The 22,811-nt window shown below is 71.4% G+C and carries 18 protein-coding genes; 11 read left to right on the top strand and 7 right to left on the bottom strand.

Annotation, left to right across the window (positions count from 1 at the left end; translation table 11 throughout):
- The first annotated feature begins 16 nt into the window (after nucleotides 1-16).
- Nucleotides 17-5,140 carry an alpha-2-macroglobulin family protein gene (locus ACFHNC_RS15175; protein ID WP_437170068.1) on the top strand — a complete coding sequence of 1,708 codons (5,124 nt, stop codon included), beginning with the start codon at nucleotides 17-19 and terminating at the stop codon, nucleotides 5,138-5,140.
- Entirely contained in the window at nucleotides 5,140-7,095 is a 1,956-nt protein-coding gene (gene pbpC / locus ACFHNC_RS15180) for a penicillin-binding protein 1C (RefSeq protein ID WP_437170069.1), read from the top strand. The genes ACFHNC_RS15175 and pbpC overlap by 1 nt, the downstream gene beginning before the upstream one ends.
- Here pbpC and ACFHNC_RS15185 read toward each other — a convergent pair.
- Nucleotides 7,040-7,741 carry an RluA family pseudouridine synthase gene (locus ACFHNC_RS15185; protein WP_437170070.1) on the bottom strand — a complete coding sequence of 234 codons (702 nt, stop codon included), beginning with the start codon at nucleotides 7,739-7,741 and terminating at the stop codon, nucleotides 7,040-7,042. The two genes, pbpC and ACFHNC_RS15185, sit on opposite strands and share 56 nt — an antisense overlap.
- Before the next feature lie 124 nt (nucleotides 7,742-7,865).
- Here ACFHNC_RS15185 and ACFHNC_RS15190 point away from each other — a divergent pair, with 124 nt between their 5' ends.
- From ACFHNC_RS15190 to ACFHNC_RS15200, 3 genes are all read left to right on the top strand, one after another.
- Nucleotides 7,866-8,747, top strand: coding sequence for a PfkB family carbohydrate kinase (locus ACFHNC_RS15190; RefSeq protein WP_437170071.1), 882 nt, complete (start codon nucleotides 7,866-7,868; stop codon nucleotides 8,745-8,747).
- Between the two features lie 13 nt (nucleotides 8,748-8,760).
- Nucleotides 8,761-9,705 carry an ion transporter gene (locus ACFHNC_RS15195; RefSeq protein ID WP_437170072.1) on the top strand — a complete coding sequence of 315 codons (945 nt, stop codon included), beginning with the start codon at nucleotides 8,761-8,763 and terminating at the stop codon, nucleotides 9,703-9,705.
- 181 nt (nucleotides 9,706-9,886) lie between these two features.
- A complete protein-coding gene (locus ACFHNC_RS15200; RefSeq protein ID WP_437170073.1) occupies nucleotides 9,887-10,888 on the top strand; it encodes an SMP-30/gluconolactonase/LRE family protein in 1,002 nt (333 codons plus the stop codon).
- Nucleotides 10,889-10,930: 42 nt separating this feature from the next.
- On the opposite strand, the gene ACFHNC_RS15205 is transcribed toward ACFHNC_RS15200, so the two are convergent.
- Nucleotides 10,931-11,686, bottom strand: a complete 756-nt coding sequence (locus ACFHNC_RS15205; RefSeq protein ID WP_304813413.1) for an HpcH/HpaI aldolase family protein — start codon at nucleotides 11,684-11,686, stop codon at nucleotides 10,931-10,933.
- A 246-nt stretch (nucleotides 11,687-11,932) separates the two neighbouring features.
- Between ACFHNC_RS15205 and ACFHNC_RS15210 the strand changes: the two genes are divergently transcribed.
- The 4 genes from ACFHNC_RS15210 to ACFHNC_RS15225 all read left to right on the top strand — a co-directional run bounded on the left by ACFHNC_RS15210 (nucleotide 11,933) and on the right by ACFHNC_RS15225 (nucleotide 15,659).
- Nucleotides 11,933-13,327, top strand: a complete 1,395-nt coding sequence (locus tag ACFHNC_RS15210) for an FAD-binding oxidoreductase (protein WP_437170074.1) — start codon at nucleotides 11,933-11,935, stop codon at nucleotides 13,325-13,327.
- A 4-nt stretch (nucleotides 13,328-13,331) separates the two neighbouring features.
- A complete protein-coding gene (locus ACFHNC_RS15215; RefSeq protein WP_437170075.1) occupies nucleotides 13,332-14,549 on the top strand; it encodes an MFS transporter in 1,218 nt (405 codons plus the stop codon).
- Nucleotides 14,550-14,625: 76 nt separating this feature from the next.
- Nucleotides 14,626-14,760 carry a hypothetical protein gene (locus ACFHNC_RS15220; RefSeq protein WP_437170076.1) on the top strand — a complete coding sequence of 45 codons (135 nt, stop codon included), beginning with the start codon at nucleotides 14,626-14,628 and terminating at the stop codon, nucleotides 14,758-14,760.
- 65 nt (nucleotides 14,761-14,825) lie between these two features.
- On the top strand, nucleotides 14,826-15,659 hold the full coding sequence (locus tag ACFHNC_RS15225; RefSeq protein WP_437170077.1) for a universal stress protein: 834 nt from the start codon (nucleotides 14,826-14,828) through the stop codon (nucleotides 15,657-15,659).
- Between the two features lie 294 nt (nucleotides 15,660-15,953).
- On the opposite strand, the gene ACFHNC_RS15230 is transcribed toward ACFHNC_RS15225, so the two are convergent.
- From ACFHNC_RS15230 to ACFHNC_RS15240, 3 genes are read right to left on the bottom strand one after another with little or no spacing between them, the layout of a single operon-like run.
- Nucleotides 15,954-16,538: an HD domain-containing protein gene (locus ACFHNC_RS15230; protein WP_437170078.1), complete on the bottom strand. Its 585-nt coding sequence runs from the start codon at nucleotides 16,536-16,538 to the stop codon at nucleotides 15,954-15,956.
- Between the two features lie 55 nt (nucleotides 16,539-16,593).
- Nucleotides 16,594-17,769, bottom strand: a complete 1,176-nt coding sequence (locus tag ACFHNC_RS15235) for a UxaA family hydrolase (RefSeq protein WP_437170079.1) — start codon at nucleotides 17,767-17,769, stop codon at nucleotides 16,594-16,596.
- Between the two features lie 13 nt (nucleotides 17,770-17,782).
- The gene (locus ACFHNC_RS15240) at nucleotides 17,783-18,067 is read right to left on the bottom strand and encodes a UxaA family hydrolase (protein ID WP_168049516.1); all 285 of its coding nucleotides are present in this window, start codon (nucleotides 18,065-18,067) and stop codon (nucleotides 17,783-17,785) included.
- 117 nt (nucleotides 18,068-18,184) lie between these two features.
- Between ACFHNC_RS15240 and ACFHNC_RS15245 the strand changes: the two genes are divergently transcribed.
- Nucleotides 18,185-19,054: a branched-chain amino acid aminotransferase gene (locus ACFHNC_RS15245; RefSeq protein WP_437170080.1), complete on the top strand. Its 870-nt coding sequence runs from the start codon at nucleotides 18,185-18,187 to the stop codon at nucleotides 19,052-19,054.
- Nucleotide 19,055: 1 nt separating this feature from the next.
- Here the strand turns inward: ACFHNC_RS15245 and ACFHNC_RS15250 are convergent, their stop codons facing one another.
- On the bottom strand, nucleotides 19,056-20,393 hold the full coding sequence (locus tag ACFHNC_RS15250; protein ID WP_437170081.1) for a sensor histidine kinase: 1,338 nt from the start codon (nucleotides 20,391-20,393) through the stop codon (nucleotides 19,056-19,058).
- Nucleotides 20,368-21,039: a winged helix-turn-helix domain-containing protein gene (locus ACFHNC_RS15255; protein ID WP_437170082.1), complete on the bottom strand. Its 672-nt coding sequence runs from the start codon at nucleotides 21,037-21,039 to the stop codon at nucleotides 20,368-20,370. The genes ACFHNC_RS15250 and ACFHNC_RS15255 overlap by 26 nt, the downstream gene beginning before the upstream one ends.
- 109 nt (nucleotides 21,040-21,148) lie before the next feature.
- Between ACFHNC_RS15255 and ACFHNC_RS15260 the strand changes: the two genes are divergently transcribed.
- Nucleotides 21,149-22,717, top strand: a complete 1,569-nt coding sequence (locus tag ACFHNC_RS15260) for a Do family serine endopeptidase (protein WP_437170083.1) — start codon at nucleotides 21,149-21,151, stop codon at nucleotides 22,715-22,717.
- The last annotated feature ends 94 nt before the right edge of the window (nucleotides 22,718-22,811 follow it).

Consider the following 22,811-nt stretch of genomic DNA (forward strand, 5'->3'; position numbering starts at 1 on the left):
CGCGCAGGAGCCTGCCATGTCGCCCCGCTTGTTGTTGCCCTTGCGCCTGCTGCCGCTGGTGCTGCTGCTGGCCTGGCTGCTTCCGCTGCCGGCCCTGGCCTTCGATCCGCCGGGCCTCGCCAATGATGCGGGCGAATATGACAGCGCGCTGAGCCGCCGCTTCCCGGCTGGCGGCACACCCCAGCAGCGCGCCCAGGCCGAGGCCCGCGCGCGTGCCGCGGAGGCCCGCAAGGATTGGGTGGCCGCGGCGGCGGCGTGGGAGGAACGGGTCGGCGCCGGCGATGCCAATGGCGACACCTGGCTGGCTCTGTCCCGCGCCCAGCTTTCGCGCACCCCGCCGGAGGCGCGGCGGGCGCTGCAGGCGGCCTGGCGCGCCTATATGATGGTGCCCGGCGGCGCGCCTGAAATCCCCTCCCTGCTCGCGATGGCGGAGGCGCTGGGCCGGCTGGACCAGCCGGTCTGGCAGATCGAGGCGCTGGAAGCCGTGGTCGATCGCGCGCCCCAGGATGTGCGGCAGCGGGAGGCGCTGGCCAGCGCCCGCCGCAGCGCCGGCCTGCTGGTGCGCCGCATCACGACGGAGCCGGATGCCGAGCCGGCGCGCGCCTGCCTCGCCTTCACCTCCGCCCCCGCGCGGCGCACGGATTGGCAGCCCGCCGACTGGCTGCGCGCGGAACCGGCGATGCCGAGCATGGCTGTGACGCGGGAGGGTGATGTGCTGTGCGTCGCCGGCCTGCCCTGGGGCGAGACGACGCGGCTGGTGCTGCGCGCCGGGATGCCGGGGGAGGACGGGCTGCGCGTGCAGCGCGACCGCAGCTACCGCATCGCCATGCCGAACCGCCCGGCCCGCATCGCCTTCGACAGCCGCGCCTTCCTGCTGCCGCAAGGTCAGGACCCGCGCGTGACGGTCGCCACCGTCAATGTCGCGGCGCTGAACCTGACGCTGGTGCGGGTGACGGAGCGCAACCTGGTGCCGCTGATGCGCGACTGGCGCCCGGGCCAGGTGATGGAGGAATGGATCGGCGAGAACCTGTCCGAGGATCTCGGCCGCGTGGTCTGGGAAGGCCGTGCGGAGCTGCCGCGGGCCGAGCCCAACCGCATGTCCCGCGCCGCCCTGCCGCTGCCGGAGGCGCTGCGCAGCGCCGGCCCTGGCATGTATGTGCTGGTGGCGCGGCCCGGCGATGGCACCCCGCGTGGCCGCAGCGCCTCGCTGGCGGTGCTCGCCACCGATCTCGGCATCACCGCCTGGCGCGGGCCGCAGGGGCTGGCGGTGCAGCTTCGCGGATTTTCGGACGCAAGGGTGCGGGATGGCGTGCGCGTGGCGCTGCTGGCGCGCAACAACGACATCCTGGCGGAAGCGCAGACGGATGCGGATGGGCTGGCGCGCTTTAACGCCGCGGTGCTGCGCGGTGCGGGCAATCTGGCGCCGGTCGCGGTGCAGGCCTTCTCGGGCGAGGATTTCGCCACGCTCAACCTGGAAAGCGCCGCCTTCGACCTGACCGATCGCGGGGCGGAGGGACGGCCGCATCCGGGGCCGCTCGATGCCTTTTTGTGGCTCGACCGCGGCATCTACCGGCCGGGGGAGGTGGTGCAGGTGGGCGCGTTGCTGCGCGATGGCGCAGGGCAGCCGGTGGATTTGCCGGTGCGGCTGCGGGTGAAGCGGCCGAACGGCCAGGTGTTTTTCGAGAGCGTGCCAGACCGTGTGCAGGGCGCGGCCTTCGTCGCCCCCGTGGCGCTCTCCGCCAGCGCGCCGGCGGGGGCCTGGACGGTGGAGGTGCTGGCGGACCCGAACGCGCCGCCGATCGGCACCACAAGCTTCCGGGTGGATGCCTTCGTGCCGGAACGGTTGGAAGTCATCGCCGGCCCTGCCCCCGGCACGCTGGTGCCGGGCCAGGAGATGCGAATCCCCGTCGCCGCCCGCTTCCTGTATGGCGCGCCCGGCGCCGGGCTTTCGGGGACGGCGGAACTGCGCCTGTCCGTCGACCCGCAGCCCTTCGAGGCCTGGCGCGGCTGGCGCTTCGGCCTGATGGACGAGAGCTTCACCCCGGACCTCCAGGTGTTCGACGTGCCGGAGACAGATGCGGAGGGTAAGGCGGTGCTCGCCCTGCTGCTGCCCCAGGCACCGGACACCACGCGGCCGCTGCGCGCCGATGTGGCGGTGCTGATGGCCGAACCGGGTGGCCGGACCAGCGGCACGCGGCTGTCCCTGCCGGTGCGCGCGCGCGGCACGCTGCTCGCCATCCGCCCGGCCTTTGAGGGTGGCGCAGTGAATGACGGCGCCGAGGCCGCCTTCGACATCGCCGCCGTGAACCCGGATGGCGTCGCCATCGCCGGCACGCTGCGCGTGCGGCTGATGCGCGAGCGCCCCGACTGGCGGATCGTGACCCGGGAGCGCCTGGCCCGCTACGAGACGGTGTGGCGCGACGAGCCGGTGGATTCCACCGATGTGCAGGTGGCCCCCGGCCAGCCGGCCCGCTTCGCCCGCAGCCTGACCTTCGGCCGCTACCGGCTGGAGGTGACGGAGCCGAACGGCCTCGGCATCGCCAGCTACCGCTTCCGCGCCGGCTGGGCGCAGGCGGAATCGGCGGAGGTGCCGGACCGCGTCGATGTCGCCGCGGACCGCCAAGCCTACAGCGCGGGCGACACGGCCCGGCTGCGCATCACCCCGCCCTTCGCCGGGCGGGCCAGCATCGCCGTGCTGACGGATCGCGTGGTGTCGCTGCGCGAGATCGAGGTGCCGGAAGCGGGCGCCGACATCGAGGTGCCGGTGGAATCCGCCTGGGGTCCCGGCGCGCATGTCGCCGTCACCGTCTTCCGGCCGGGCGCCGCGGCCGGGCGGCCGGGTCGCGCGCTGGGCCTCGCCTGGCTCGGGCTGGACCCGGCGGCACGGCGGCTGGAGGTGGCGATCGATACGCCGCCGCTGGCCCGGCCGCGCACGCGCATCGAGGTGCCGGTCCGCATCCCCGGCGCCGGTGCCTCCGCCATGGTGACGCTGGCCGCGGTGGATGAGGGCATTTTACGAATTACCAACTTCGCCTCCCCCGACCCGGTGGCGCATTTCCTGGCGCGGCGCCGGCTGGGCCTCGATATCCGCGACGATTACGGCCGTCTGATCGCGCCGGCCGAGGGCGAGGCGGCGGTGCTGCGCCAGGGTGGCGACGGCATGGAGGCCGGCGCGCTGCTCCAGGTGCCGCAGCGCGTGGTGGCGCTGTTCCAGGGGCCGGTGGCGGTGGCCGCCGACGGCACCGCGACCATCCCGCTCGACCTGCCGGATTTCGCCGGGGAGGTGCGGCTGATGGTGGTGGCCTGGGACGGCGCCCGCATCGGCAGCGCCTCCAGGCCGATGACCATCCGCGAACAGGCGGTGGCCGAAGCCCTGCTGCCGCGCTTCCTGGCCCCGGGCGATGAGGTGCGGCTGCCTGTGCTGCTGCACAATGTCGAACTGCCGGCCGGTGATTTCCGCGCCACGCTGACGGCGACCGGCGCCATTGCGCTGGCCGGGCCGGATACGCTGGACGTGAAGCTCGCCGCCGGCGCCCGTGCGGTGCCGGCGACCATCCTGCGTGGCGTCAGTGTGGGGCAGGGCATGCTGCGCCTGGCCGTCACCGGGCCGGGCGGGTTCCGGACGGAAAGGGAGGCGGAGATCACCGTCCGATCTTCCCGCCCCGCGGTCAGCGAGGTCGCCATCAGCACCCTCGCACCGGGGGCCACCGCCCCCGTGGCGCTGCCGTCTTCGCGCTTCCTGGGGGGAAGCTGGCGCGCCACGGCAAGCTGGGGCGCGCCGGTGCGCTATGACCCGCAGGCACTTTTGGCGGGCCTGCGCCGCTTCCCGCTGGATTGTGTGGAACAGGCCGGGTCTCGCCTGCTGGCGCTGTCCTATGCGCCGGCCAACCCGGATACGGCACAGGAGGATGCGGCGCTGCTCGGCCGGGCGATTGCCTCGGTGCTCGACCGGCAGACCTATTCCGGCCGCTTCGGCTATTGGAGCGCCGAGGGCAACGTCCAGAATTGGGCCAGCCTGTATGCCACCGAGGCTCTGCTGCGGGCGCGCGCCAATGGTGCCCCGGTGCCGGAGGCGGCGCTGGATGCGGCCTTGCAGGCGGCGGAGGATGACCTGGAGAACAGCGGCAATTCGCCGGAGTATCTCGCTGCCCAGGCCTACCGCGTGCATGTGCTGGCCTTGGCCGGGCGCAACCGGCTCGGCGCGGCGCGGCGGCTGGCGGAACAGCTCGACCAGCTGCCGACGCCGCTCGCCAAGGCCCAGCTCGCCAGCGCCTTCGCCCGTGCCGGGGACCGCGACCGGGCGGAGGCGATCTTCGCCGCCAGCCTGTCCAGCCCGGCGCGCAACACCTGGCACGCCGATTTCGGCAGCGCGGCGCGGGATGCGCTGGCCACGGCCCTGCTGCTGCGCGAATCCGGCGTGGCGCAGGACCGGCTGCCAGCGCTGCTGGCCCGCCTGCCGGGGGCGGAGTTCACGCCGGCCGTCAGCAACACCCAGGAACAGGCCTGGGCCGTCGCCGCGGCCTTCGTGCTCGGGCGTGACGGACGCCCGGCGCGGATCACGCTGGACGGCCGGGATCTGCCGGTGGCGGGCGTGGTGACCACGCCGTTGATGGCGGCCGGGCAGGCGCGCAACCGCGGCGATGCGCCGGTGGTGCAGGCGGTGTCCATCGCCGGCGTGCCGACGTCGCCTTTGCCCGCGGCGTCCCAGGGCATGCGGTTGGCGCGGCGCTTCTTCGCGCTGGATGGCCAGCCGCTGAACCTCGATGCGTTGCGCGCCGGCACCGGCTTCGTGCTGCTGATGGAAGCGCGGGCCACCAGCAATGAACGCCACCTGGCCATGGTGATCCAGGGCCTGCCGGCGGGGTGGGAGATTGCCGGGCGGCTCGGCCCGGGCGAAGTGCAGGGGATGCCCTGGCTCGGCACGCTGACGGAGCCGGACGCGCAGCCGGCGCGGGATGACCGCTATGCCGCGGCGCTGGAACTGACCCCGGAAGCGCCGCTGGCACGCTTCGCCGTGCGGGTGCGGGCGGTGACGGCGGGCAGCTTCGAGCTGCCGGGGATGGAGGCGCAGGACATGTACCGCCCCGGTATTTTTGCGCGGCAGAACGCAGCGCGCATCACGGTGCTGCCGAGCGAGTGATGCGGCGCGCGGGGCGCCTGGTTCTCGGGATCGGCGCGCTGGCGGTCGGGGTGTTCGCGCTCGACCGCGCCCTGCCCCCCGACCTCTCCCGCCTGCATTCGGGCGTGGAAGTTCTGGACCGCCACGGCCGCACCCTCTCCACCCTGCCGGCGCCGGGCGGCATCTGGCGCCTGCCCACCGCCACGGCCGACGTCCCGCCGCATCTGGTCGCCATGCTGGTCGCCGCCGAGGATGCGCGCTTCCGCTGGCACCCGGGCGTCGATCCGCTGGCGCTGACCCGCGCCGCCTTCCAGTGGGTCCGTGCCGGCCGCATCGTCTCCGGCGGCTCGACCCTGACCATGCAGGCGGCCCGCCTGCTGGAACCGCGCCCGCGGACGCTCCGCAGCAAGGCCATCGAAATCCTGCGCGCCCTGCAATTGGAGGCACGCTTCAGCAAGGACGAGATCCTCGGCATCTGGCTCACCCTCGCGCCGCAGGGCGGCAATCTGGAGGGGCTGCGCGCCGGCGCCTTCGCCTGGTTCGGCCGCGCGCCCGGCCAGCTCGATGCCGCGGAATCCGCGCTGCTGGTGGCGCTGGCCAGGCGGCCGGAGGCATTGCGGCCGGACCGGCACCCGGAAGCCGCACGCGCGGCGCGGGATGCGATGCTGCGCCACCGCGCCCCCGGCGCCGGGCAGGTCAGCCCGGCGGAGCGCGAACTGGCTTTGGAAACCCCGGTGCCGACCGCGCGCCACCCGATGCCCCGCCTGGCGCCGCACCTGTCCCGCCAATTGGCGCGGAATGCCGCCCCCGGTGCCCGCATCGTCACCACGCTCGACCGCGACCTGCAACGTGCGGCGGAGGCACTGGCCGAGGACCGCCTGCTGGCCCTGTCCGACCACGCCGCCATGGCCATGGTGGTGGCGGAGATCGAGACCCGCGAGATCCGCGCCCTGGTCGGCGGCAGTTTTGGTGTGGAGACCCGCGCCGGCATGCTGGACCTGACGCGCGCCGTGCGGTCCCCCGGCTCGGCCCAAAAGCCCTTCCTGTATGCGCTGGCCTTCGAGGCGGGCGTGGCGCGGCCCGAAACGCTGGTGGCGGACCTGCCCTTCCGCTTCGGCAGCTATGCGCCCGAGAATTTCTCGCGCGATTTCGTCGGCCGTATCACCGCCGCTGATGCGCTGCGCCAATCGCTGAACCTGCCCGCCGTGGCGCTGCTGAGTGAACTCGGCGTGCTGCGCTACGCCACCGCGCTGAAGCTGGCCGGCAGTCCGCCGCGGCTGGCGCGGGGGGCGGAGCCATCCCTGCCGCTGGCGCTCGGCGGGGCCGGGACCACGCTGCGGGAGCTGGTGGCGCTGTATGCGCTGCTCGGCGATGCCGGCCGCGCCGCGCCGCTGGTGGCGCTGCCGGGGCCACCGGCTGAGCGGCCGGAAGTGGTGCTGCCGCGCGCCGCGGCAGCGGTGGCGGGCATCATGGTCAACCCCTTCCCGGGCGGCGGGCCGCAGGGGGTGGCGTGGAAGACCGGCACATCCTGGGGTGGGCGGGATGGCTGGGCGCTGGGGCTGGATGCGCGGCATGTCGCGGGCGTCTGGGTCGGGCGGCCGGATGGCACGCCGATACCGGGCCTGACCGGGCGCGGCGCGGCGCTGCCGGCGCTGGCCGCGATCTTCGCCCGGCTGCCCGCCGCGCCGCGCCAGCCGCTGGCCGTGCGCGCCACGCCGCGCCCCTTCGCCGAGGCCGCGGACCGGCTGCGGCTGCTGTTCCCCATGCCCGGCGCTGTGCTGGCGGAGGGCGGACCCGTGACGCTGCGCGCCGCCGGCGGCCGCCGCCCCCTGGTCTTCCTGGTGGATGGCGCGCCGCTGGACCATCACCGGGCGCGGCGGGAGGCCGCCTGGGTGCCGCCGGGGCCCGGCTTCTACCGCGTTACCGTGCTGGATGCGGATGGCGTGGCGGCGGGGGCGGAGTTGCGGGTGCGCTGACGGCCGCCATCGCCGCCTGCATATGCGCGGGCACAGGCGCTTCCACATGCAGCGTCGGCTCCAACGGCAGTGTCAGCGACCGCGCCAGAAGATGCAGCCCGCCCGCATCGCCGCCGCCATACATCGCATCGCCCAGGATCGGGCAGCCGAGATGCGCGCAATGCACCCGCAACTGATGCGTGCGTCCGGTCTCCGGCACCAGCTCCAGCCAGGTCAGCCCCCCGCCGCGGCCCAGCACGCGCCAGGCGCTGCGGGCCGGGTCGCCCTTCGCATCCACCTGCATCCGCCAGCCGCGCGCGGCGCTGCTGACCTTCGCCAATGGCGCCTCCACCACGCCCGAGTCGCCTGCCGGGCCGCCGCGCACCACCGCCCAATAGGTCTTGCCGACCTGCCGCGCCGCGAACAGCGCGTTGACCCGCGCCAGCATGGGCGCAGTGCGGCCCAGCACCAGGCAGCCGGCGGTGTCGGTGTCCAGCCGGTGCGCCGGCTGTGGCAGGCGCTTCTTGCCGAGGCGGAGCGCCGGCAGCCACTTTTCCAGCGTCTCGCCCTGCCGCGCGGAAACGGGCAGCCCCGCCGGTTTGTCCAGCACCATCAGCTCCGGCCCCAGATGCAGGATGCGGGCTTTTAACCACTGGGGAAGATCCATTGGGTGAAGATTGGGCGGTGCAGCATTCTTCGCTTGGCGAAACCTGCCGGCTGGTGGAACCCTGGGTGGCATGAACGAGCCTGATCTCCGACCGCCTGATCTCCAACCGCCTGACTTCCGACCGATGGTCGTCTGCCTCGGCAGTGTCGTCATGGACCACACTTTCCTCGTGCAGGATATCGTGCAGCCCCCGTCCAAGAACCGCGCCACCGGCTACAGCCTGGGCGCGGGGGGGCTGGCGGCCAATGCCTCCGTCGGCGTGGCGCGCCTGGGCGGGCGCTGCATCTTCTGGGGGCGGGTGGGGGATGACCTCAACGGCCCACCTTTGCTGGAGGCGCTGGGCGCGCAGGGGGTCGATGTCTCCCACTGCCATGTGGCGAGCCAGGCGCGGACCCCGGTTTCTGCGGTGCTGGTGGACCCGGTGGGGGAGCGTAGTATTTATTCCTATCGGGGCGACAACCTCGGCACCGAGCCGGACTGGCTGCCGCTGCATCTGCTGGATACGGCGCAGGCCTTCCTGTGCGACCCGCGTTGGCCGGAGGGCAGCGCACGCGCCCTGGACCACGCGCGCCAGCGTGGCGTACCGACCGTGATCGATGGCGAGAAAAGCGAGACGCGCCTGCTGCTGGACCTGATCCCCCGCGCCGACCACGCCATTTTCTCCCAGCCCGGCCTCACCAACTACGCCCCCGGCGCCCGCCCGGTGGACGGGCTTCGCAAGGCGATCGCCGCCGGCTGCCGGACCGCGGCGGTGACGCGCGGCGAGAAGGGCACGCTTTGGCTGACGGCCGAAGATCCGGAGCCGCGCGTCACCCCCGCCTTCCGCGTCCAGGCCACCAACACCACCGGCGCCGGCGATGTGTTCCACGGCGCCTATGCGCTGGCCATGGCGGAGCGCCAGGGTGTGGCGGAGGCCATGCGCTTCGCCTCCGCCGCCGGCGGCCTGCGGGCGCGGGACGGCGCGACGCCGACGCGCGCGATGGTCGAGGAATTGCTGCGCGGCTGATACCCACGTCCCGATGGTGCGTCACGCGCGCACCCACGAGAAATCAGTGCAGCGCACCATGTGTTGCGAAGACTTCGGATCAACGATCCGGGATGGGGCTTCTTATACCCGGGAAAGGGAGAGGCCCATGACAGACAACTCCGATCCGCAGGTCGATGCGCCTGAAACCGAACAGGAACGCTGGCGGGTCCTGAGCCAGTTGGAAGACTGGCTCGAGCGGCCGATGCTGATGCTGTCCTTCATCTGGCTGAGCCTGGTTCTGGTCGAATTGATCTGGACGACCTCGGGCGTGTTCGAACTGCTGGGCACGATCATCTGGATCATCTTCATCCTGGAATTCGTGCTGCGTTTCGCCCTGGCGCCGCAGAAGATCCAGTTCCTGCGGCGCAATCCCATCACGATCATCGCGCTGGCGGCGCCGGCGTTCCGATTCCTGCGCGTGCTGCGCTTCCTGCGGCTTGGTCGCGGGCTGCGGCTCGTCAGGATCGTCGGCACGGCCAATCGCGGCCTGAACGCGCTGCGCAAAAGCTTCGACCGGCGGGGGCTTGGATATGTGCTTGCCACGACCGCCGTCGTCATCCTGCTCGGCGGCGGGGGGATGCTGACCTTTGAACCCGCGGGCGAGATCAGCGGCGGGTTTTCCGGCTACGGCGATGCGCTGTGGTGGACGGCGATGCTGGTCTCGACCATGGGTTCGGACTTCTGGCCGGTGACGCCCGAAGGCCGGGTGCTCGCGCTGCTGCTGTCGATCTACGGCTTGGCGGTCTTCGGCTACATCACCGCCAGCTTCGCCACCTTCTTCATTGGCCAGGAGGCGGCGGCGCCGGACGGAGAGGTCGGCGGCGCGCGGGAGATTGCCGATTTGCGCGCAGACATCGCGGCGCTGCGCGAAGATCTTCAACGCTTGCTACCGCCGCAGTCCCACGGCGCGGAACGGACTTCGCCCAACGAGAGTTGAGTGCTGCGCCATTCGCCCGCATCCGCGGGTTCAGGTCGCACGCCGCGGGTCTTGGCATGCAGCATCACGCGACGTTGCAGGGCCGCGGCACCGCGCCGGGGTGGCCGCATCGCGCACGCCCATGCCAGCCTTCTCGGCCCGCCCGCAGAGGCCGGTGGCAAAGGGAAGGAAAACTCGAATCATGCAAGCCAGCCGCCGCGCCCTGCTGGGCGCCGCCGGGGCCGTGCTCGCCACGCCCGCTTTCGCGCAACGGGACGCACCCGGCCGCTACCCCGATCCGGCCGTCCAGGTGCTCGACCCGTCCTTCAACCGCTACCGCCTGGTGCTCGCCGCGGTGGAACGCCTGGCCACCGGCTTCCGCTGGAGCGAGGGGCCGGTCTGGCTCGGTGACCAGCGCTGCCTGATCTGGTCCGACATCCCCGCCAACAAGATGATGCGCTGGAGCGAGACGACCGGCCAGGTGGACGTGTTCCGCGCGCCCTCCAACAACAGCAACGGCAACACCCGCGACCGCCAGGGCCGCCTGCTGACCTGCGAGCACCTGACCCGGCGCGTCACGCGCACCGAACCCGATGGCAGCATTACCGTCATCGCCGACCGCTACGACGGCAAGCGGCTGAACAGCCCGAACGACATCGTGGTGAAGTCCGACGGCAGCATCTGGTTCACCGACCCGCCCTTCGGCGTCCTTGGCTTCTATGAGGGTGAGCGGGCGGACCCGGAGCTGCCGACCAACGTCTACCGCGTAACCCCCGATGGGCGCGTCAGCGTCGCCACCGGCGATGTCGGCCGGCCGAACGGCCTAGCTTTCTCACCCGACGAACGCATCCTGTATGTGGTGGAGGCGGCGGCGACGCCGCGGGTGATCCGCGCCTTCGATGTCGGCGATGACGGCCGCCTGTCCAACAGCCGCGTCTTCTACCAATGCAAGGAAGGCGAGACGCCGGATGGCTTCCGCGTCGATGTCGACGGCAATCTGTGGTGCGGCTGGGGCATGGGCTCAGCGGAGCTGGATGGCGTGCGGGTGATCAACAAGGATGGCGTGCCGATCGGCCATATCCGGCTGCCGGAACGCTGCGGCAACCTCGCCTTTGGCGGGCGTTTCCGCAACCGGCTGTTCATGCCGGCCAGCCAGTCGCTCTACAGCCTTTATGTGAATACGCAGGGCACACCGTATGGGTGAGCCAGTGTCCCTCCCCCGCGCAAGCGGGGGAGGGACACTGGATCAGCCGCGGGCGATCGCCACCTGCGCCTTGGCGGCGGTCAGCATCAGGCCGCTGTCGTTCATGATGGTCGCCAGGTTGAAGCCCCGCTCGAACATCTGCTTGGAATAGGCGCCGGTCATGGTGTGGATGCCGACCTTCACGCCGGCCGCCTGGGCGGTGTTGCGGATCTTGTCCAGCACGGCGAGGAATTCCGGCTCCTGCCGGTCCTGCAGCGGCGCCATGCCGAGCGACAGGCTGAGGTCGGACGGGCCGATATAGATGGCATCCACGCCGGGCACATTGACGATGGCTTCCAGATTGTCGACCGCGGTCTTGGTCTCGATCATCGGGATCACCAGCACGTCTTCATTCGCCGCGTTGGTATCGGCCGCGGCGCCATACATGCCGGAGCGGATCGGGCCGAAGCTGCGCGTGCCCTTGTTCGGGTAGCGGCAATAGGACACCAGGGCGCGGGCCTCGGCCTCGGTGTTCACCATCGGGCAGATCACGCCCTTGGCCCCACCGTCCAGTACCTTGCCGATGATGCCCGGCTCGTTCCACGGCACGCGGACCATCGGCGTCACGCCGTGCGGCTGCATGCCCTGGAAACAGGCGACCATGGACATGTAGTCCTGCAGGCCGTGCTGGATGTCGACCGTCAGGCTGTCCCAGCCGGCGAGCGCCATCACTTCGGCGGTGAAGCCACTCGGGATGGCAAGCCACCCATTCACCACCGGCTTGCCTGCTGCCCAGGCCGCCTTGACGCCGTTTGCCATTTTGTCCGTTCCCCCGCGGGTGGTTGTATGATGACTGAACGCTAGGCCCGGGGGCGCGGGGCGTCAATTCGGCCACAGCCAGTTGGCGGCATGCCAATCCCGGGGTCGGGCAGGTTGGTTTCCACCTCAAAGCAACGCGCCGGGCGGCGCGGCCTGGCCGGCCCGGCGCGCCGCCACGTGCTTTGCGGGCGCTCCCCAACCATGGCACTCTGGCAGGGCGCACCAAGCCCAACCCGCCGGAGCCGCATGAACACCATCTCCCCCCGCCCGGTCGATGCCGTCATCGCCGCCGCCAGCCAGTTCCTGGGTGAGCGCATCACCACCAATGCGGCGCTGCGTGAGCAGCACAGCCATGGCGAGGACAGCTCCACGCCGACGCTGCCGGACGCGGTGGCCTTCGTGGAGACGACGGAGGAGGTCAGCCAGCTTCTGGCGCTGTGCCACCAGCACGCCGTGCCCGTGGTGCCTTTCGGCGCCGGCACCAGCCTGGAAGGGCATGTGAACCCGGTGCGCGCCGGCATCAGCGTTGACCTGTCGCGCATGACCGCCGTGCTTGAGGTGAACGAACAGGACATGGACTGCCTGCTGGAGCCGGGCGTGACGCGCCAGCAGTTGAACGAATATCTGCGCGACAAGGGCCTGTTCTTCCCGGTCGATCCCGGCAGCCATTGCACGCTGGGCGGCATGGTCGCCACGCGGGCTTCCGGCACCAATGCCGTGCGCTACGGCACGATCCGGGAAAATGTGCTGGGGCTGGAGGTGGTGCTGGCCGATGGCCGCGTCATCCAGACCGGCGGCCGCACCCGCAAGGCCGCCAATGGCTACGACCTGACCCGCCTGTTCATCGGCAGCGAGGGCACGCTTGGCGTCGTTACCAAGGTGCGGCTGCGCCTGCATGGCATTCCGGAGGCGATGAGCTCCGCCGTGGTGCAGTTCCCGACCCTGGCCGGCGCGGTGGAGAGCACCATCCAGGTGATGCAGCTCGGCATTCCGGTGGCGCGGATCGAGCTGCTGGACGATGACATGATGGCCGCCTCCATCGCCTTCTCGAAGCTTGAGGGTTTTGCGCCGCTGCCCACCCTGTTCCTGGAATTCCACGGCACCGAAGCCGGGGTGGCCGAACAGGCGGAGATGGTTGAGGCCGTCACATCCGAACATGGCGGTTCCGGTTTCCGCTGGGCGACCGACCCGGCGGAGCGTGCGAAACTGTGGAAGGCGCGGCATGACAGCTACTGGGCAGGCATCGCCTGGAAGCCGGGCCACAAGGCGCTGACCACCGATGTCTGCGTGCCGATCTCCCGCCTGGCGGAGGCGCTGGTCGGCGCCAAGCAGGAAGCCACCGAACGCGGCCACACCACCTGCATCGTCGGCCATGTCGGCGATGGCAATTTCCACCAGATGATCCTCTACAATCCGGAGGATCCGAAGGGGCTGGAAGGCGCCTGGGACATGGACCGGCGCGTGGTGGCGCGCGGCCTGTCACTGGGCGGCACCTGTTCCGGCGAACACGGCATCGGCCTCGGCAAGCGCGAATTCCTGGAGACGGAACATGGTGCGGAGGCGCTGGCCGTGATGCGCAGCCTGAAGGTGGCGCTGGACCCCAAGGGCATCATGAATCCGGGCAAGATGTTCCGGAACTGACGACATGAGTCCCGCCCAGGCCGGGATGGCGCTGCCGATCCTGGTGCTGTGCCTCGGCCACATCTTCTCGAATGCCGTGCGGACGATTCCCGCCATGGCCGCCGATGTGCTGATGCGCGACCTCGGCCTGAGCGCGGAGGCGCTGGCGCAGATCACCGGCGCCTTTCCGCTGGCCTTCGCCGCGGTGATGATCCCGGTCGGCATCGCACTCGATCGCTTCGGCGTGCAGCGCGTGGCGCTGGGGCTGCTGGTGGTGGCGGGCTGTGGCGCGGTGCTGGGTGCGATTGCCACCGGGCCATGGTCCATGCTGCTGGCGCAGGTGGTGCTCGGCGCTGGGTGTTCGGGGATGCTGATGTGCCCGATCACCTTCGCCGCGCGAGGCCTTTCCACCGCCCGCTTCGCCGTCTGGTCCGGGCTGATCCAGGCGGTCGGCAATACCGGCATGCTGCTCTCGGCCAGCCCGCTCGCCCTGCTGATCGAGGCGGTGGATTGGCGCGCCGGCTTCTGGGCCTGCGCCGGCATTGCCGCCCTCGCGCTGCCGCTGGTGGCGCTGCTCGTGCCGCGGCACCGGCCCGCGGCCCAGCCGCCGCGCAGCCTGGCGGAAGACGTGCGCGACGTGGCGCGCATGGCGGCGCAACCGGCGCTGCGCGGCGTGATGGTCTTCGTCTTCGCCTCCTTCGCCGCCGTGCTGGGTCTGCGCGGGTTGTGGGGCGGGCCGTGGCTGATGGAAGGCAAGGGGCTGGACCGTGTCACCGCCGGCAATGTGCTGCTGGCCTGCACCGTGGCGCTGACCATCGGGCCGCTGCTGGCCGGCCTGGTGCTGCGCCGCATCGGCCATGCGCGGGCGCTGCTGGCCGGCAGCCATCTGCTGTCTGCCGGCTTCATCCTGCTGATCATCGGCGGCGGGCCGGGCGGCTGGCTGGCCGAGGCGTTGGGCCAGCCGATGCTGCCGGTGGCCTGGGATGCGGCGCTGCTGGTGGCCTTCGGGGCCATCATTTCCTTTCAGGTGCTCGCCTTCTCCATCGTGCGGTCCGCCGTGCCGCCGGAGCAGGCGGGGCGGGCGCTGTCGGCGGCCAATCTGTTCTTCTTCCTGGGTGCGGCAGTGTTCCAGGCGCTGTCGGGCGTGATGGCGGGCTGGGGCGGGCCTGCCGCGGCGCTGGCCACCTTCGCGGCCGGGTTGGTCGTGTGTTCGCTCGCCTTCCTGGCGCTGCGGCCGCGCTGATGCTTCCCGCTGTCGGAACTGGCCGTGCGGGACGAGGCGCGCCTAGCCTGAGCCGATTCCATCAGGGGGCGTTGCCATGCTCAGGCTGATCGGGCTGCTGGTGGTGTTGGCGGGTATCGCGCTGGGCGGGCATTGGCTGCTGGTGCAGGGCATGCAGGCCCCCGGCGAGGTCGGCCGCCTGGCCGCGCGCAGCTGCGCCGCCTGCCATTGATCGCACGCCCCCGGCTGCCGCGCGGCCCGCGCCTCCGCTAGGGTGGCGGCGCAGGAGGATTGCCGATGCTGCGCAGCATTCTGGTCGCTTTGGATGACACACCCGGCGCCAAGGCGGCGCGGGACGCGGCCATCGCGCTGTCGCGCCGCAGCGGCGCGGCGCTGACGGCCGCGGTGGTGCTGGACCGGCCGCATACTGAGAGCGAGCATGAACCCGTGCCGCTGGGCGGTGCCGCCTTCAAGGCGCGGCGCGATGCCGCCCGGGTGCAGCGGGCGCAGGCGGATGCAGAGGCCGCGCTGGCCGAATGCGCCGCCGCCGCCGCCGGCCACCCCTATGCGGAACTGCATCTGGAGGATGCGCCGGAGCCCGCCTTGCTGCGCGCCGGCGCGACGCATGACCTGCTGGTGATCGGCCGCGACAGCACGCTGGGTCTGGAGGCAACGGTGGATGGCGTCGCCCCGGTGATCGAACGCCTGCTGATGGACGGCGCCCGCCCGCTGCTGGTGGTCCCGCCGGAGCCGGCGTTGGCGGAGGGTCCGGTGCTGGTGGGCTATGATGCCTCCATCCCCATCATGGCCACCTTGCAGCTTTTCGCCCTGCTCGGCCTGGCCGAGGGCGCGCCGGTACGCGTCGCCACCGCCGCCGACACGCGGGAGGCGGCGTCGGCCATGGCCGAGGAAGCCTGCACCTATCTGCGCCTCCACGGGCTGGAGGCCACGCCGCTGGTCATGGTCGGCGACCACCCGGCTGATCTGCTGCTGGCGGAGGCCGAGGCGCTGCAGGCGCGGATGCTGGTGGTGGGGTCCTTCGAGGAAAGCGGCCTGCGCCGGTTTCTCACCGGCAGCGCCACCCATGAACTGCTGCAACGCGCCCGCTGCCCGGTGTTCATTTTTCACTGATGCCCTCGGGTGCCGGGCAGCCGCTCCGCGGCCTGGGCTCGCCGCATAAGCGGCGGGCGCCGTGCGGCGCCTCGGCCCTGCGGGCCGCAGCAGGTGCTGATGCGCCAGGCGCCATCCGGGGACGCGGGCGTCAGTAACCGTTTGAGAATACCGGCGGCTGAGGACCCGCAGGTGATTTTTCGTCCCTGCAAGGCGCCGGATGCAGCCGATGCTGGTTGCATCGGCAAATCCGGCAACACGGCAGAGGCGGAAAAGCACCGTGGGACCGACCCGCCGGTGTTTTCAAACGGTCACTCAGCGCCCTTCGAGCCGGGCCAGCGCGGCTTCGATGTTGCGCCGCGCCTGCTTCTCGCGCTCCAGGTAGAAGCGATCGGTGTGGTAGATGCGATCGCGCCACAGCAGCATCTGCAACGCGGCGATGCGGCCGGCGCGGTAGCGGTCATCCGGCAGATGCGCGTATTCGCGGCGGTTCGCGGCCTCGAAGGCGGCGAAGCGCATGGCCGTCTCGCCCAGCACGGCCTGGTCCATGTCGAGCAGCAGGGCGGCATCGGCGCGCAGGCCGGGGTCTTCGGTATCGGGCGGTTCCTGGCGCAGCACGGCGTGGATCAGCGCTTCCGCCCGCGCCAGCATGTGCCGCGGCAAAGCGCGACCGAGATGGCGATGCATCACGCGGATGCTCTGCGCCTCGGCGTCAGGATTGGCGCGGTCGAAGACGGCGGTGTGGAACAGGATGGCCAGGATGAAGGCCGCCTTGTCCGACAGCGCATGGGATACCTCCTCCGCCATAGCCAGCATGGCGGAGATGCGCGCCCAGTCGTGATGCGCGCGGTGCGGTTCCGCATGGCGGTGCTGCAGGTCTGCGAAGATGGCCGGGGTCACGGCGTTTGCTCATCTCCGCGCTTCGGCGCCGGGCCATGGCCCGGCGCCGGAAGGCTCAGGCGCTTTCGTACAGGCGCGTCAGGCTGAATTCGCGGTGGCCGAGCAGTTCGGCCGCCGTCAGCTCGCCATCGGCGGTGCGCAGGATGCAATCCAGCAGCGCCTCCCCGGCCTCGTCCATGTTCATCTGCTTCTGCAGCAGGCCGGTCACATCGACGTCGATATGCTCGGACATGGTGCGCTGCGTGCGCGGGTTCGCCGTCAGCTTGATCACCGGCAGGATCGGGTTGCCGATGACATTGCCCTGGCCGGTCGGGAAGGTGTGCACCGCGAAGCCGGAAGCGGCGCAGAGCGTCACCATCTCCGCCGCGGCGGACGACGAATCCATGAACCACAGACCCGCATGGGTCGGCATTTCGGCCTTGTCCAGCACGCCATCGACCGTGCACTTCTTGCCGATCTTGGTGATGTTGCCGAGCGCCTTTTCCTCGATGGTGGTGAGCCCACCTTCGATGTTGCCCTTGGTCGGCTGGCTGTCCGACAGGTCGCTGGTCTTGTTCACTTCCACCACGCGCTGGTAGCGGTCGAACATCGCCTGGAACTGCGCGCGGATCTCGGGCGTCTTGCAGCGCGCGGCCACCAGATGCTCGCCGCCGGTCAGCTCCGTCGTCTCGCCGAAGACCAGCGTGTTGCCGTTGCCCCAGAGCTTGTCATAGGAATTGCCGACGGTCGGGCAGGAGGCGAGGCCGGAAGTGGTGTCGCTCTCGCCGCACTTCGTCGAGACCCACAGCTCCACCAGCGGCGCCTTGGTCTTCTTCAGCTTCGAGGCGTGCTTCACCAGCCGGTAGGCGGCGCGCGATGCGCTGGCGATGGTGTTGATGTCGCCATTCTGCTCGATGGCGAAACCCTCCACCGGCTTGCCGGATTTGGCGATGCCCTCGACGATCTTGCCGGTCCAGCCTGGCTCGATGCCGATGACGATGACGCCGGCGACATTCGGGTTGGTGCCCGTGCCGATCAGCGTCCGGAAGTGCAGTTCCAGGTCCGCGCCGAATTGCAGGCGGCCATAGGCGTGCGGAATCGCCAGCGCGCCCTTGATATTGTGGGCGACGGCTTCCGCCGCGGCGTTGGACAGGTCGTCCACCGGCAGGATGATAACGTGGTTGCGCACGCCCATCCGGCCATTCTCGCGCCGCCAGCCTTCGAAGCTGGCATCTCTCAGGTTCAGGCCCATCGGATGTGTTCCCTTACCAGCGCTTGGTCTTGACGTTGTGCACGTGCAGATGCTCGCCGGCGCCGATATCGGCCACCGCGCGGCCGATATCCGTGCCGTACTTCATGATGGTATCGCCCTTGGCGATGGATCGGATCGCCAGCTTGTGGCCGATCGGGATGTCCGACTTGGAGTCGAACTCCATCATCTTGTCCTGGTCCATGATCCAGCCATTCAACCTGGTGCCGGCCTTCAGGCCTTCCACCACCACCACGCCCACGCTGTCGCCCTCATCATGGACGACGAAATGGATTTGCATCGATCCCCCCGGTGACCTTTGGAAGGCGCACCCTAGGCCCGCAGACCGCCCCCTTCAACCGCCCCCCCCAACGTGCCATTCAAGGCGGCGGAAACACGGAAAGAGGGGACTGCCACCATGGCGGGTGTCTATTGGTATGCCGGGGCATGGACGACCGAGGAGCCGAAGGTGATCGGCCCGATGGACCACGCCTTCTGGCTTGGCAGCGTGATCTTCGATGGCGGCCGGTCCTTCGGCGGCGTGGCGCCGGACCTGGATCTGCATTGCGCGCGGGCGGTGCGGTCTGCCGAAAGCATGCTGATGAAGCCGACCAGGACGCCGGCCGAGATCGAGGAACTGTGCCGCGAGGGCATCCGCCGCATGGGCCCGGAGGCGGAGCTGTATATCCGCCCGATGTTCTTCATCCGCCGCGGCCTGGGCGCGGCGCGGCCGGACCCGGACAGCACGGATTTCATCCTGGCGATCTACGATGCGCCGCTGCCGGAATACAAAGGCTTCTCCGCCTGCCTCGCCCCGCAGCGCCGCCCGGCGCCGGACCAGGCGCCCACCGATGCCAAGGCCGCCTGCCTGTACCCCAACGGGGCCCGCGCCTCCGCCTTCGCGCATGCGAAGGGCTTCGAGGCGGCGGTGGTCTGCGATCCGATCGGCCATGTCGCGGAATTCGCCCATGCCAATCTGATGTTCGCCAAGGATGGCAAGGTCATCACCCCGGCCGAGAACGGCACCTTCCTGGCCGGCATCACCCGCCGCCGCGTCCTCGCCCTGCTGCGCGAGGCCGGCGTGGTCGTGGAGGAACGCGCCGTGAAGCCGGAGGAGCTGGAGACGGCGGACGAGATCTTCTCGACCGGCAACTTCGGCAAGGTGCTGCCGGTCTCCAACTGGCAGGGCCGGCACATGCAGCCCGGCCCGCTGTGTCAGAAGGCGCGGACGCTGTATTTCGACTGGTCCGAGGCCACCTGGCGCATCCTGCCCAAGGTCGCCGCGTAGCTCACGCTTTCAGCCGCACAAGCAGCCCAGGCGGCGCTTCGGCGCTGGCATTCTCCAGCGTCACCGCCAGCCCGTGCAGCTCCGCCACCGCGGCCACCAGCGCCAGGCCCAGCCCGGCGCCCTGGGTGCTGCGGGCGGCGTCCAGCCGGTGGAAGCGGCGGAAGACCAGGGGTTTCTCTGTATCCGGGATGCCCGGCCCATCATCCACCACGATGATCTCGGGGCCCGGCCGCAGCGCCAGGGCGACGCGGCCGCCGACCCGCCCATGGCGGATGGCGTTCTCCACCAGATTGGCCAGCATCTGCGTCAGCAGGTCGCGGTCGCCCTGCATCGTCACGCCGGGCTGCAGATCCGTCTCCAGCGTCTGGCCGCGTTCCGCGGCGGCGCTCGCATAAAGCTCGGCCACCGTCTCCATCACCGCATTCAGGTCGACTTTGGCAAAAGCGGCGCGGCGGGCGCCGCTTTCGATCTGGGCGATGCGGAGCAGGGCCGCGAAAATCTCCAGAATGCGGTCGCATTCGGCCACCGCCGCCTCCGCCTCCGGCCCATCCAGCGATTCCAGGCGTTGGCGCAGGCGGGTCAGCGGCGTGCGAAGGTCGTGGGCGATGTCGTCCGTCACCTGGCGCAGCGCCGCCATGGTGCCTTCCAGCCGGTCCAGCGTGGCATTCACGCGCCGCGCCAGCCGGTCGAATTCGTCGCCGCCGGGCCGCGCCAGCAACCGGGTGCCGAGCTTTCCCTGTTCCACCTCGGCCAGCGCGCGTTCCATCTCCGCCGCGCGCCGCACCACGCTGCGCCCCACCACCAGCCCGCCACCGAGCGCCAGCAGCAGCGCCGCGCCGCCGACCCAGCCGGCGGCGCCGAGCAGTTGCGCCTCCAGCCCCCGCACCGGCGCCAGGTCGCGGCCGACCAGCAGGAAATACCCGGCGGGCAGCGGCGTGCCGAGCGCCAGCAGCACGCTCTCATCCGCCGCGGCATCCAGCCCCATCGTCGCCCAGCCCGCGCTGCGCGGTGCCGTGGCCAGATTGCCGGCGATCCGCCCACCGTCCGGCCCCCAAAGCAGAAAATACTGCGTGCCGCTGCGGTCGGAGGCGATCCGCGCCTCGATCGATAGCGCGATGGAGGCCGGCCCGCCCAGCCTGCCCGCATTCAGCAGCACGCCCGTATCGCGCTCGATCTCCGCCTGGATCTGCTGCCCGGCGAAGCGGGACGACGCCCAGAAGCCGATGCCCGCCAACAGCACGGTGCCGAGCAGCGTCAGCACCAGATGCAGCAGGGTGATGCGGAAGCCGGTGGTGGCCCACCAGCGGGTTGGCCTATCCATCGGGCGGCCGCGCGACATAGCCGGATCCGCGCAGCGTATGGATCAGGCTCGGCTCCCCCAGCTTGGCGCGAAGGCGGCTGATATGGGTCTCGACCACGCTGGTGCGCGGGTCGAAATGGATGTCCCACACCTGTTCCAGCAGCATGTTCCGCGTCACCACCCGTCCGGCCTGGCGCAGCAGCACCTCCAGCAGCCGGAATTCCCGCGGTTGCAGGTCGATCCGCTGGCTCGCGCGGGTCACGCTGCGGCGCAGCAAATCCATCTCCAGATCGGCCACCCGCAATACGCTGGGCTCGGCATTCAGCGCCGGACGGCGGCCGAGCGCATGCACCCGGGCCAGAAGCTCGGCAAAGGCGAAGGGTTTGGCCAGGTAGTCATCGGCCCCGGCATCCAGCCCCTCCACCCGGTCGCCCAGCCCCGCGCGGGCGGTCAGCATCAGCACCGGCGTGGCGATTCCGGCGCCGCGCAGCGCCCGCAGCAGCCCCAGCCCATCGAGCCCCGGCAACATGCGGTCCACCACCAGCACGTCATGGCCGCCGCCGATCGCCTCCATCAGCCCGGCGCGGCCATCCGTCACATGGTTCACCAGATGCCCGGCGCCGGTCAGCCCGCGCGAGATTTCGGCCGCCGTGCCGGCATCATCCTCCACCAGCAGGATCCGCAACTTCGGCGCCCCTCCAACCTTACCAATCCGTAGCCCAGCCGCGAGGCGGCTGTGAGCCAGGGCCCCCAGATGGCCACTACGGACGATCCGCATCGCAGAGGACCACGCCATGAGCAACACCCCAAATCCGACCCCGCGCAGCCGCAAGATGCTGGCGGCCGGCCTGCTGTCCCTCGCACTCGGCACCAGCGCGCTGACCGTGCTGCCCTTCACGGGCCAGGCCCAGACCACGCCGGATACCGCCATCACCCTGCCGCGCCAGGCCGGCCCGGTGGGCTTCGCCGATCTCGCGGCCCGCGTGGCGCCGGCCGTGGTGCGGGTGACCGTGACCGGCCAGGCCCCGGCCGCGGCGGTGGCGGAGATTCCGCCGGAGCTGCGCGGCACGCCGCTGGAGCCCTTCTTCCGCCGCTTCCAGGAACAGCAGCGTCCCGGCGCCCGCCCCGAGGCACGCCCCGGCCAGCGTCCCGGCCAGCCGCCCCAGGGACCACAGGGCCGCGCCCGCATGGGCCAGGGCAGCGGCTTCATCATCGACGCCGCCGGCTTCATCGTCACCAACAACCATGTGGTGGGCGACGCCGCGAGTGTCCGCGTGGAACTGGCCGATGGCCGTGAACTGCCCGCCCGCGTGGTCGGCCGCGACCAGCAGACCGACCTCGCTTTGCTGAAGGTGGAGGCCGGTTCCCCGCTGCCGACGCTGGTCTGGGGCGACAGCGATGCGACGCGCGTCGGCGATTGGGTGGTGGCCATGGGCAATCCCTTCGGCCTCGGCGGGTCGGTGACGGCCGGCATCGTCTCCGCCCGCGGCCGCCAGATCGGCGCCGGGCCGTATGACGACTTCATTCAGACCGATGCGCCGATCAACCCCGGCAATTCAGGCGGCCCGCTGTTCAACGGGAATGGGGAGGTGGTGGGCATCAACACCGCCATCTACGCGCCCGGCGGGGGCAATGTCGGCATCGGCTTCGCCGTGCCGTCGCGCCTGGCGCGCAACGTGATCCGGGATCTGCAGAGCGACGGCGTGGTGGCGCGCGGCTGGCTGGGCGTTGCGATGCAGCCGATCGACGCTGAACTCGCTTCCGCCCTGGGCCTGCCGAACCAGCGCGGCGCGCTGGTGGCCGGCGTGGAGCCGAACAGCCCCGCCGCCCGCGCCGGCCTGCGCCCCGGTGACGTGGTGGTAGGCGTTCAAGGCCGGGAGATCGGCACGCCGCGCGAACTGGCGATCGCGGTGGCAGAGCTGGAGCCCGAGAGCCGCGCCACCTTCGCCCTGCTGCGCGATGGCGAGCGGACCGAACAGGCGGTGACCATCGGCCTGCGCGAACAGCCGCAGCAGCAGGCGGAAGCCCAGTCGGGGGGCGAATCGGAGGCTGAGCGCCCCGGCACGCTCGGCCTGCGCCTGGCGCCCGCGCAGCGCGCCCTGCCCAACAGCAAGGCGCCGAGCCAGGAAGGCGGCCAGGGCGTGCGGGTGGCCGGTGTCGATGCCGGCAGCGTCGCCGCAACCCGCGGTGTGCGCCCCGGCGACATCATCCTGCGCGCCGGTGGCCGCGAGGTCCGCAGTCCGCGCGACGTGATGGAGGCGGTGGCCGCCGCGCGGCGTGAGGGCCGGCCGGCGATTGCCCTGCAACTTTCCCGCGACTCCGGCAACGCGTTTGTGGCGCTGCCGCTCGCCGGCCAGGGCTGACCGAACGCCGCCCGGCGCCGCCATGGGCGGGCCGGGCGGGAGGGGTGCCGCCGGGTGGGCTGTCAGCCGCCCGGCGGCGCGCTACCCTGTGCCG

Source organism: Falsiroseomonas sp. E2-1-a4 (genome assembly GCF_051433165.1).
Taxonomy (GTDB): Bacteria; Pseudomonadota; Alphaproteobacteria; order Acetobacterales; family Acetobacteraceae; genus Falsiroseomonas.

What these genes read in the sequence shown, in the direction of transcription:
- ACFHNC_RS15225 (WP_437170077.1), top strand. Translation starts at nt 14,826, where the DNA reads ATGCTGCGCAGCATTCTGGTCGCTTTGGATGACACACCCGGCGCCAAG.
- ACFHNC_RS15175 (WP_437170068.1), top strand. Translation starts at nt 17, where the DNA reads ATGTCGCCCCGCTTGTTGTTGCCCTTGCGCCTGCTGCCGCTGGTGCTG.
- ACFHNC_RS15250 (WP_437170081.1), bottom strand. Translation starts at nt 20,393, where the DNA reads ATGTCGCGCGGCCGCCCGATGGATAGGCCAACCCGCTGGTGGGCCACC.
- ACFHNC_RS15215 (WP_437170075.1), top strand. Translation starts at nt 13,332, where the DNA reads ATGAGTCCCGCCCAGGCCGGGATGGCGCTGCCGATCCTGGTGCTGTGC.
- ACFHNC_RS15185 (WP_437170070.1), bottom strand. Translation starts at nt 7,741, where the DNA reads ATGGATCTTCCCCAGTGGTTAAAAGCCCGCATCCTGCATCTGGGGCCG.
- ACFHNC_RS15260 (WP_437170083.1), top strand. Translation starts at nt 21,149, where the DNA reads ATGAGCAACACCCCAAATCCGACCCCGCGCAGCCGCAAGATGCTGGCG.
- ACFHNC_RS15195 (WP_437170072.1), top strand. Translation starts at nt 8,761, where the DNA reads ATGGTGCGTCACGCGCGCACCCACGAGAAATCAGTGCAGCGCACCATG.
- ACFHNC_RS15200 (WP_437170073.1), top strand. Translation starts at nt 9,887, where the DNA reads ATGCAAGCCAGCCGCCGCGCCCTGCTGGGCGCCGCCGGGGCCGTGCTC.
- ACFHNC_RS15240 (WP_168049516.1), bottom strand. Translation starts at nt 18,067, where the DNA reads ATGCAAATCCATTTCGTCGTCCATGATGAGGGCGACAGCGTGGGCGTG.
- ACFHNC_RS15220 (WP_437170076.1), top strand. Translation starts at nt 14,626, where the DNA reads ATGCTCAGGCTGATCGGGCTGCTGGTGGTGTTGGCGGGTATCGCGCTG.
- ACFHNC_RS15205 (WP_304813413.1), bottom strand. Translation starts at nt 11,686, where the DNA reads ATGGCAAACGGCGTCAAGGCGGCCTGGGCAGCAGGCAAGCCGGTGGTG.
- ACFHNC_RS15210 (WP_437170074.1), top strand. Translation starts at nt 11,933, where the DNA reads ATGAACACCATCTCCCCCCGCCCGGTCGATGCCGTCATCGCCGCCGCC.
- ACFHNC_RS15190 (WP_437170071.1), top strand. Translation starts at nt 7,866, where the DNA reads ATGGTCGTCTGCCTCGGCAGTGTCGTCATGGACCACACTTTCCTCGTG.
- pbpC (WP_437170069.1), top strand. Translation starts at nt 5,140, where the DNA reads ATGCGGCGCGCGGGGCGCCTGGTTCTCGGGATCGGCGCGCTGGCGGTC.
- ACFHNC_RS15235 (WP_437170079.1), bottom strand. Translation starts at nt 17,769, where the DNA reads ATGGGCCTGAACCTGAGAGATGCCAGCTTCGAAGGCTGGCGGCGCGAG.
- ACFHNC_RS15245 (WP_437170080.1), top strand. Translation starts at nt 18,185, where the DNA reads ATGGCGGGTGTCTATTGGTATGCCGGGGCATGGACGACCGAGGAGCCG.